This window comes from Aestuariivirga sp. (assembly GCF_044239095.1).
Lineage (GTDB): Bacteria > Pseudomonadota > Alphaproteobacteria > Rhizobiales > Aestuariivirgaceae > Aestuariivirga.
The window spans coordinates 1-9,161 of the sequence record NZ_JBIICB010000173.1; the positions used below are offsets into that span (position 1 = coordinate 1).

At 59.0% G+C, this 9,161-nt stretch carries 8 protein-coding genes and 2 pseudogenes; 3 read left to right on the forward strand and 7 right to left on the reverse strand.

Features of this window, described 5'->3' with window-relative positions:
- The coding region (locus tag ACILRA_RS14950) for an SMP-30/gluconolactonase/LRE family protein (protein WP_395662883.1) at nucleotides 1–872 on the reverse strand (872 nt) is incomplete at its 3' end.
- Nucleotides 873–1,534: 662 nt separating this feature from the next.
- Between ACILRA_RS14950 and ACILRA_RS14955 the strand changes: the two genes are divergently transcribed.
- Nucleotides 1,535–2,311 (forward strand): SDR family NAD(P)-dependent oxidoreductase, encoded by a 777-nt coding sequence (locus ACILRA_RS14955; RefSeq protein WP_395662884.1) that lies wholly within the window; start codon nucleotides 1,535–1,537, stop codon nucleotides 2,309–2,311.
- Here ACILRA_RS14955 and ACILRA_RS14960 read toward each other — a convergent pair.
- From ACILRA_RS14960 to ACILRA_RS14970, 3 genes and pseudogenes are all read right to left on the reverse strand, one after another.
- Nucleotides 2,286–3,029: pseudogene (locus ACILRA_RS14960) on the reverse strand (DDE-type integrase/transposase/recombinase); the annotation flags it as partial. The gene ACILRA_RS14955 and the pseudogene ACILRA_RS14960 sit on opposite strands and share 26 nt — an antisense overlap.
- A gap of 113 nt (nucleotides 3,030–3,142) precedes the next feature.
- Nucleotides 3,143–3,430 (reverse strand): annotated as a pseudogene (locus tag ACILRA_RS14965) (IS481 family transposase); the annotation flags it as partial.
- Nucleotides 3,431–3,637: 207 nt separating this feature from the next.
- Nucleotides 3,638–4,639 (reverse strand): glycosyl transferase family 90, encoded by a 1,002-nt coding sequence (locus tag ACILRA_RS14970; RefSeq protein WP_395662885.1) that lies wholly within the window; start codon nucleotides 4,637–4,639, stop codon nucleotides 3,638–3,640.
- An 886-nt stretch (nucleotides 4,640–5,525) separates the two neighbouring features.
- Between ACILRA_RS14970 and ACILRA_RS14975 the strand changes: the two genes are divergently transcribed.
- Nucleotides 5,526–5,717 carry a hypothetical protein gene (locus ACILRA_RS14975; RefSeq protein WP_395662886.1) on the forward strand — a complete coding sequence of 64 codons (192 nt, stop codon included), beginning with the start codon at nucleotides 5,526–5,528 and terminating at the stop codon, nucleotides 5,715–5,717.
- Here the strand turns inward: ACILRA_RS14975 and ACILRA_RS14980 are convergent.
- The 3 genes from ACILRA_RS14980 to ACILRA_RS14990 form a co-directional block, all read right to left on the reverse strand.
- Nucleotides 5,714–6,460, reverse strand: coding sequence for a DDE-type integrase/transposase/recombinase (locus ACILRA_RS14980; RefSeq protein WP_395662887.1), 747 nt, complete (start codon nucleotides 6,458–6,460; stop codon nucleotides 5,714–5,716). The genes ACILRA_RS14975 and ACILRA_RS14980 overlap by 4 nt on opposite strands.
- 57 nt (nucleotides 6,461–6,517) lie before the next feature.
- Nucleotides 6,518–7,408, reverse strand: a complete 891-nt coding sequence (locus ACILRA_RS14985) for a pseudouridine synthase (protein ID WP_395662888.1) — start codon at nucleotides 7,406–7,408, stop codon at nucleotides 6,518–6,520.
- Between the two features lie 246 nt (nucleotides 7,409–7,654).
- Nucleotides 7,655–8,728, reverse strand: a complete 1,074-nt coding sequence (locus ACILRA_RS14990; protein WP_395662889.1) for an alkene reductase — start codon at nucleotides 8,726–8,728, stop codon at nucleotides 7,655–7,657.
- Between the two features lie 183 nt (nucleotides 8,729–8,911).
- Between ACILRA_RS14990 and ACILRA_RS14995 the strand changes: the two genes are divergently transcribed.
- Nucleotides 8,912–9,161: YigZ family protein (locus tag ACILRA_RS14995; protein WP_395662890.1), on the forward strand; the 250-nt coding region annotated here is incomplete at its 3' end.

The window sequence follows — 9,161 nt, forward strand, 5'->3', positions numbered from 1 at the left end:
ATGCCGTATGGGCTCTGGAAACTGGCCGCAGCGCCGGTGGCGTCGGTCGAGCCGCTCACCCCCGCGGTTCCAGCCAGCGTGGTCACCTCCCCGGCGGGGGTGATCTTGCGGATGGTGTTGTTGTCCGTGTCGGTCACGTAGACGTTGCCCGCGCTGTCGGTGGCAATGCCCCTCGGCTCCCGGAAACGGGCCGCAGCCCCGGTGGCGTCGGTCGAGCCGCTCACCCCCGCGGTTCCAGCCAGCGTGGTCACCTCTCCGGCGGGGGTGATCTTGCGGATGGTGTTGTTGCCCTGGTCGGCCACGTAGACGTTGCCCGCGCTGTCGGTGGCAATGCCTCTCGGGTCCCGGAAACTGGCCGCAGCGCCGGTGGCGTCGGTCGAGCCGCTCACCCCCGCGGTTCCTGCCAGCGTGGTCACCACACCGGCAGAGGTGATCTTGCGGATGGTGTGGTTGCCCGTGTCGGCTACGTAGACGTTGCCCGCGCTGTCGGTGGCGATGCCGTATGGGCTCTGGAAACTGGCCGCAGCGCCGGTGGCGTCGGTCGAGCCGCTCACCCCCGCGGTTCCAGCCAGCGTGGTCACCTCCCCGGCAGAGGTGATTTTGCGGATGGTGTGGTTGCCCGTGTCGGCCACGTAGACGTTGCCCGCGCTGTCGGTGGCAACGTCGCCTGGGCGGTTAAAACGGGCGGCGGTGCCTGTGCCATCGGCGTTGCCCGACCCGTCCACATTGCCCGCGAACGGGGCCATGGTGGGTGTTGAGGGCACGACGGGCGTGGACGCATCGCTGCCACAGCTGGCCGAGAGGAATCCGAACACGGTGAACAGGCAGGCCAGAAGCAATTTGGTGGAGCGCAGCATGGGGGTGGCTTTCATTCGTTTTGGCTCAGGCAGGACGAAGTGCATACTCCACAGAGCTTTTGGTGGGTAGGAATTTTCTTACCCAGTTCCTTGCCAAAATTTACCAATATGTCAATAAAAACAAACTAAGATTGCACATCCCCCGCCCGCATGGGCGGGAAAGTGGTGCGTCCTAGGGAAGGCTTGCAAAGCCATTGCTTCCTTCAGCAGGCCGCGGGTGTCGAACGACAATACCTTCTCCGAGGCGCTCTTCCCGACCTGCAAGTAGGTCCCGTCCTGGCCCGCCCGTGGCTTCGCATCCATCGCGGAGGCTCGCGCCTGGGTTCATGCCTCACCGAGTAGCGCGGCTGCCGTTCTTCGAGAAAATCAAGGGTCATCTTGCCGAACTACGGCCACCGCACGATCCGGCGACGGCTTGATCGGTCCGGTTGTCATGCGTTCCAGCTCAAACCAAGGGAGGACTACGCCGTGATGAGAGCGAAACGGCATTCTCGACCAACAAGGAGCAAACATCACGGTTTTGGCGGAGCGGTGATTCCATTCGCCAGTGCTCAGTCTTGCCAGAGTTGCCTGTTTACGCAAAACTCAACCAGCGGGCTGGTCTTCTGGTGGATGTCGGCTCAAACAAGTCGAACCACCTCTCTTTTGCCAATTTGCTGAAAAAATGAGAATATTTAGTGACTCAAATTTTGAAATCTGATTTGGGCAATCTGCCACCCTTGAAGCTTGTGTTGGCCGGCGGGTGTGGCGGCATCGGGCGCGTGGTAGCCTACGAGGCGAAAAGACAGGGTATGGATGTCGCCATACTGGACCTTCCTGCTTCAATAGAACGGCACCGAATCGACGATTTGCCGCATTTCACAATGGATGCAAAAGAGCCGGACTCGGTAGAACACGCAATGGCACAGGCTGCAAACCAACTTGGCGGGATAGATGCGTGCGTCAATCTGATCGGGTTCATGACTGCGCCCCAAAGCCTCGCGAGTACCTCCATCGACACGTGGAAGGAAGTGATTCACGGCAACCTCGATGCTGCTTTTTTTCTTTCTCGCGCAGTCCTGCCTTATCTTCACGAGTCAGATCGTGGTGCCCTTGTACACATAGCCTCGGGACTGGGCGCATGGGCGCGCCCTAACTTTGGTGCGTATGGTCCCGCCAAGGCGGGCATCATTCTACTGACACGTCAATTGGCGCTTGAAAACGCACCAGCCGTTAGGGTCAATGCAGTCGCTCCAGGGGCTGTGGATACGGCCTTTTTGCGCGGCGGAACCGGACGTTCTGACGAGCAGGAAGCACCTGCTTTCAACCCCAGTAGCTACGGTCAGTTTGTCCCTTTAGGGCGAATTGCAAAGCCCCAAGACATCGTCGGACCCGTGATGTTCCTGCTGTCTGATGCGGCCGGCTACATGACGGGTCAAACCTTGCACGTCAACGGCGGCACATACATGCCTTGATGAGCGCTGCGCCTGCCTGACCCCGCCGGGTTAAGTGAACTTGCACTGGTTTGACGTCACTCTCGGGCGGCTGAGCGGCAATCAAGAGGATGAACTCGTACGGCGTGAGCCCCTTGAGGGTCTTGAGCCTGCGGCCGAAGTTGTAGGCGGCAATGAGGTGGTCAAGGTGCTGTCTCAACTGGGCATGATCTCCGTCGTGATAGCGCTTGACCGTCGCTTCCTTGATCGTCCGGTTCATTCGCTCGGCTTGGCCATTCGTCCATGGATGTGCCGGCTTCGTCAGCCGATGTTCGATGTCAAGATCGGCACATGCCGCATCGAAGGAATGGCAACGGAAGAGAACCCCTTCTGCCCGCATCGCCTTGATGTCAGAGACAGGCCACCCGCCGCCGGTAGGATCAGTGACGTGCGTGCCGTTATCCGTCAAAATGGTGTTGATCTTGTATGGAACTGCGTCAGCCAGATTGCGAAGGAAGTCTGCCGCGACCCGGCGTGCCGCCTTGCTGTGAAGCTCAACAAACGCGAACTTCGACGTCCGATCGATGGCAACGAAGAGATAGAGCCTGCCCTCGGCAGTCTGCACTTCGGCGATGTCGATATGGAAGAAGCCGATTGGTTAGACCTTGAACTTCTTCTTGGCGGCCTTCTCACCGCCGGCATCCAGTAGGCATCCGATGCCATGGCGCTGCAGGCAGCGATGCAAGGATGAGCGCGTTAGAGCATGATCCGCAAAAGTGGAAACCACTTTTGCGAAAAGATCATGCTCAAGCCATTGAACTTGCGCGAGTTCTTTTCGACCAGGTGATTCCACCTGATCGGAACGCGCGCTAGGTTCGGAATGGCTGCTTGCAATGCATACAGGCAATCATCAAGGGGTCGGAGAGTATGCCGGCGGAAGGCCACGATGATCGCCTCCTCTTCAACCGTAAGAACTGTCGATTTTGGGTCCTTGGGGCCTGTCCGCGCGCCGGCGAGAGAGTTGCGATTGCGCCACTTGGCCACCGTCTTTGGGTTGATGCCGTAGCGCTTCGCCAGAGCCCTCAGGCTCTCTTGACGATGCTGTATCGATCGACGGACCGCCTCAGTCGTGGTGGCGCTCCCATGAAGAACCTGGCCCATCGTGCTTCCTTCCATTCCTGACTGAAGATTGCACCATCAAACCCTGGGATCAAACATCTATCGATCTGGATGACCACCAGATCGAGTTTCGAAAGGTCGGAAGACATCAGTTGATGGGTTTCTGCTGGGTCAGGGCGGCAAACCGCCGATTTCGAAAGCCCCGAGCCTATGGTTCGAGGAGAGCAACGCCAACCTCACTGCGAATTTCTACATCGACCGGGGCATCCCCGCGGTGCGGCTCAGGGCCATGTAGCGCGTGAAGGTCTTCATGGCCTTGGGGATTTCCGAGGCTAGGGTGAACGACTGCGCCAGCTTCTGGCCATTGAGGCCGATCCGCTTCGCCTCACCGGGATGAGCCTGGAGATAGCCGAGGACCTCGGCCACGTCGCTCAGGTCGGGGCTGACGGGCACGAAATTGTCCCACGGCCGCAACTCGCCATAGTACCACTGGCGCCAGTTGAATTCGGACGCGACCTTCAGCACCGGCGAACCGGTAAGGAGCTTCAGGAAGAGGCTGGCCCAGGCGCTGCTGTTGCCGTCGATGTCGATCTGGTAGCGATAGCGCAGGATCTGCGATTGCTCCGCCAACGCGCCGAGATAGCCGCGGCTGGCATAATACTGCTTCTTCCGGTCCTGGTCGTGACGCGGCTCAATGCGGGTGATCGCTGCGTCGATCAGGCCGGGGTTCTCCCGCGCCAGCCGGCAGATGCCGACACGCGGCGCATCCTCCATCTGCCGATAGCGCCACACGCCGGTATCGGTGCCGCGCCAGTAGAGCATGTTCAGCCGGTCTTCCCAGGGCGGAGCCTCGGCGAAGAGCCTGCGCGCACCCGCGTAGCCCCTGGTCATGATGAAATCGGGGTCCGGAAGGAGGAAGTCCGGGCTGGTCGAGCAGAAGCTCAGCACATGCCCGTGCAACCCCTCGTCGCCGAGCGACACGGCGCAGCTGCCGGACAGCGGCGCGTTCTCCAGATAGGGCAGCAGCATGTGGAGGACCGCCTTGATGCGGTCGACATATTGATCGGCGAAGCCATTGCTGACACGCAGAACAACTTTTTCCCCGGTGAGTTCGATCCGGCACAGTTCGTCTTCGACGTGGCGTCCCGTTCGCGGCACGTCGCAGCGCAAAAAGACTGTCACCGTGCGCCGCGCTGGACGGTGGAGGAACTCCCCGACCGCAGCTTCTGAACCGGAATTCGCGAAACTCATCCACTCTGCCCGCGGCGTGCCCGTCATTCTGTAACTGCCCAAGTGGTGTTTCACCTACGCGAGGCAAAGCCTTCTGATGAGTGCCAGAGGATTGACCGACATCCACCGGATGACCGGCCTGTTGGGCCGAAGATTTGCGCAATTTTTGGGCCGGATGCAAGACCGGCCTTCAAGGACACTCCGCGCCGCAGCGCGGTGCCCTACGGCCATCCTTGACCGCCGGCCACCGCCTCGCCGTTCAGGCCGCAAGGTCGGGACGGAGGGATAGTCTGCCCGGTCGAACAGTGGGATGAAGGCCATGCTTCCCCAAGGTCCGACTAAAAAACCGTAATGAGGGGCCACGATGTGTTCGACCAACAGATTTTTCATCTCGAATTCGCGATCAACTCAATGCGCTTATCGAATTTGACGATATACTATATAGTTTGATCAAAGACGTACGTACTGGACAGGTAACTGCTACTATCGAGGGCTGTGATGACTATAGGACCTGATTTCGTGTGGCTGCACCTTCCTAAGACTGTTGGCACATCGACAGAAGTTTTCCTGCGTAAGCAATTCGTTGATCAGCTTGGCATTCATGTAGACGAGTAAAATCCGGAACGAATAACTTGGCATCAATCTATAACACAACGGATTGTAGAGGATCCCAGCTTTTCAGTCGTTGCTCGGAGGGTAATCTGTGGATTTCGAAGGCTTCCCGCGTGGATAAAAAGTCGGAAATGCTATAAGGCGCAGCGATTTCCTCACTATCTTGCAAGTAGAGAGATGATCGAAAAAAGACGTTTTTTTTAGAACGATGATGAAATAAACTCTTGCGATATTTACTTGAGAGAGTATCGTCACCCGCGTGTTGATTACTGGATTCACTGCGAGAATATCGCTGATGAAGTTGCGTAAGTTTTTTGACCTGACTCTGGAAAATGTTCAGAAAAGTTTTCAACTAAAGATTCAGACAGTTAGAATATCACAGACTTCGTTCTGGTCCACTGGTGAAGAGCTAAAGCGGCTCTATGAAGGCAATCCTCTTTGGGCAGAGTTAGAAAAGGAGTTGTGTGGCGATTTAGAATTGCCCTAGATGTTTAGTCCCTGCATTTGATGGATCGGATTGAACCTGAAGCGTTCAGGTTCTTTTGTCCACTGTTTGCAGATGAACTCGTACGGAGTGAGCCCCTTGAGGGTCTTGAGTCTGCGGCAGAAGTTGTCGGCGGCAATGAAGTGGTCAAGGTGCTGTCTGAGCTGGGCATGATCTTCGTCGTGATCGCGCTTGACCGTCGCTTCCTTGATCGTCCGGTTCATTCGCTCGACTTGGCCATTCGTCCATGGATGTGCCGGCTTCGTCAGCCGATGTTCGATGTCGAGATCGGCACATGCCGCATCGAAGGAATGGCAACGGAAGAGAACCCCTTCTGCCCGCATCGCCTTGATATCCGATACGGACCACCCGCCGCCGGCAGGATCAGTGACGTGCGTGCCGTTATCCGCCAAAATGGTGTTGATCTTGTGTGGAACTGCGTCAGCCAGATTGCGAAGGAAGTCTGCCGCGACCCGGCGTGCCGCCTTGCTATGAAGCTCAACAAACGCGAACTTCGACGTCCGATCGATGGCAACGAAGAGATAGAGCCTGCCCCCGGCAGTCTGCACTTCGGCGATGTCGATATGGAAGAAGCCGATTGGGTAGACCTTGAACTTCTTCTTGGCCACCGTCTTTGGGTTGATGCCGTAGCGCTTCGCCAGAGCCCTCAGGCTCTCTTGACGATGCTGTATCGATCGACGGACCGCCTCAGTCGTGGTGGCGCTCCCATGAAGAACCTGGCCCATCGTGCTTCCTTCCATTCCTGACTGAAGATTGCACCATCAAACCCTTGAACTAAACAGCTAGAAGCGCAGGCTGCGTTGGCTCTCGAACGCCCGCCCGGCACCGGTCACCGGATCGGTGAAAGCGATGCGCTGTGCAAGCAGCTGCAAGGGCTGGCTGAAGTCTTCCGGCGCTCCCGGTCCGCGCAGCGCCTCGGGGTAAAACAGGTCACCCTCCAAAGGCAGGCCCAGCGCCAGCATGTGCACCCGCAGCTGGTGGCGTTTGCCGGTGACCGGCTCCAACTGGTACAGCGCGCGAGAGCCATCGGTGCGCAGCAGGCTGATGCGGGTTTCGCTGTTAGGTTGGCCAGGCACTTCCTGCATGCGGAAAAAGGGCTCGCCCGCAACCAGGCGGCTGGTGTGGGTGCGGGGCCATGTCAGCTCAGCTCGAAAGGGGGCGACGGCGTGGTAGGTCTTGTGGATGTGCCGCTGGCGGAACAGGGCGTGGTAGGCGTCACGGTCGGCTGGGCGCTTGCATAGCAACACCAGGCCTGCGGTTTCGCGGTCGATGCGGTGCAGTGCCGCCAGATCGTGACAACCCGTCAGGTTCTTCAGTTGCACAAGCAGGCTCTGCTGCACATACCGCCCCCCAGGTGTGACAGGCATGAAATGGGGCTTGTCTGCCACCAGCAGATAGTCGTCTTCGAATACGATGCTGGCCTGCTCCGGCAGCTGCGGTTCGTCCTCAATGTGGCGGTAGTAAAACAGGCGCGTGTGCGGCGTGTAGGGCTGTGTGAGCAGCACGGGTTTGCCTTCCGCGTTCAGCACCGATTGGCTGCGAAGGCGCTCGGTCCATGTTTCGCGCGGGATGTGGGGCATGCGCTCGACCAGAAAATCCAGCACCGTGGGCCAGGGGCCAGCGGGCAGAAATACGCAAGTTGGGCCCACGCCGTGGCGTGTCGGGATGTGCATCGCTCAGATCCTTTTGAACACCAAGTTCCACACCCCATGGCCGAGCTTGATACCTTTGCAGATACGCTGCCGATCACCTCGCGTTCGAGCGGGGTGGCGCTGAGCTGCCTGAGTGTTTCGCGCTCCCGGCCCTTGGGCTCTTCAAGTTCCAGAACGTGGCATAGCTCTGTAAAATCAGAAGAGGTGGATCATGCCTTGGCACAACCCACCCCAGCTTTGCAGCTTTGTTGCAGTTGAGCGCGAAAGTCAGAGACGCGGATAGTCCGTGAAGCCCTTATCCCCTGGCGTATAGAAGGTACTGAAGTCGATCTCGTTGAGTGCGGCACCCGACGTCCATCTTGCCACGAGGTCCGGGTTCGCCAGGAAAGGACGGCCGACGGCGATCAGGTCGCAGGCATTTTCCGTCAGATCTGCTTCAGCGCGCTTCGCATCGTAGCCCCCCGACAGGATCAGGGTGCGGTTGAAGACTTGGCGGAAGGTCTGCTTGATCGAACCAGGAACAGGCGGTGCGCCCATCGGCGAATGGTCGACAAGGTGCACATACATGAGCCCCAGCTCATTCAGCCTGGCCGCAAGGTAGGCATAGTCGGCTTCCATCTCCGGGTATGCCGGCATGTCATTGAAGGCCCCATAGGGCGAGAGGCGGATGCCGACCTTTTCGGCACCAATCGCGGCGATCGCAGCCTGGGCCGCTTCAATGACGATGCGTGCGCGGTTCTCGATCGAGCCGCCGTAGCGGTCGGTTCTCTGGTTTGAGGTCGGGCGGATGAACTGCTCGAGGAGATAACCATTGGCAGCGTGAAGCTCGACACCATCGCAGCCGGCCGCAATGGCATTGTGCGCCGCCTGAGCGAACTCCTCAATGGTGGCCTTGATATCAGCCTCTGTCATGGGCTCCGGGGTCGGGTGGGGCTTCATGCCTTCGGCGTCGGTATAGATCTCGCCAGCCGCCGCGATGGCTGATGGACCCAGGACGCGTGCGCCCTGGGGAAGGTTGAGCGGATGGCCGATGCGGCCGGTGTGCATCAGCTGAACGAATATCTTTGCGCCGCCCTCATGAACCGCTGTCGCGACCTTGCGCCAGCCATCGACCTGCTGAGCGCTGAAGATGCCCGGAATGCGGGGATAGCCAAGGCCGTTCGGCGAGGGAGATGTTCCTTCGGTGATGATCAGACCGGCGCTGGCGCGCTGGCGGTAGTATTCGACGATGAGGTCATTCGGCAGATTGCCGGTGGCCCGGTTGCGCGTCATTGGCGCCATGACCATGTGGTTCTGGAGCTTGAGCGCGTCAAGGGTCGCCGGGGAAAAGAGCATCGACATTGAAGGCCTTTCAGTAACTGCATCAGTTGCAGTACTGATCTAGGGTCATGGTTGCCCCTGTCAAGCCGTCATTCGCATGCAGACGTCAGGCCTGGTCATGGACCCGGTGGGGCCCAGAGAAGGCTCGTGCTATGCACGCGGCGACCACCGCCCGTGCTTCGGCGGATACGAGGCTCGCGCAGCATGCTCATTCTTGACAACGTCATAACTGATCGTGGTTCGAAATACGCTGTTTCGGGCGGGGCATGCCGCTCCAGCGACGAAGCGCGTATCCTTTTGGCCGAGTTGAAGCGCAACAAGAAATTCGCGAAGGCCACTCACAATTCGTGGGGCCTCATCTGCGGCGAGCAGCTAATCAAGAACGATGACGGCGAGGCTGGAGCCGGCATGGTCATCCTTCGCATGCTCGAGAGGGAAGGGCTCCGGAACCACA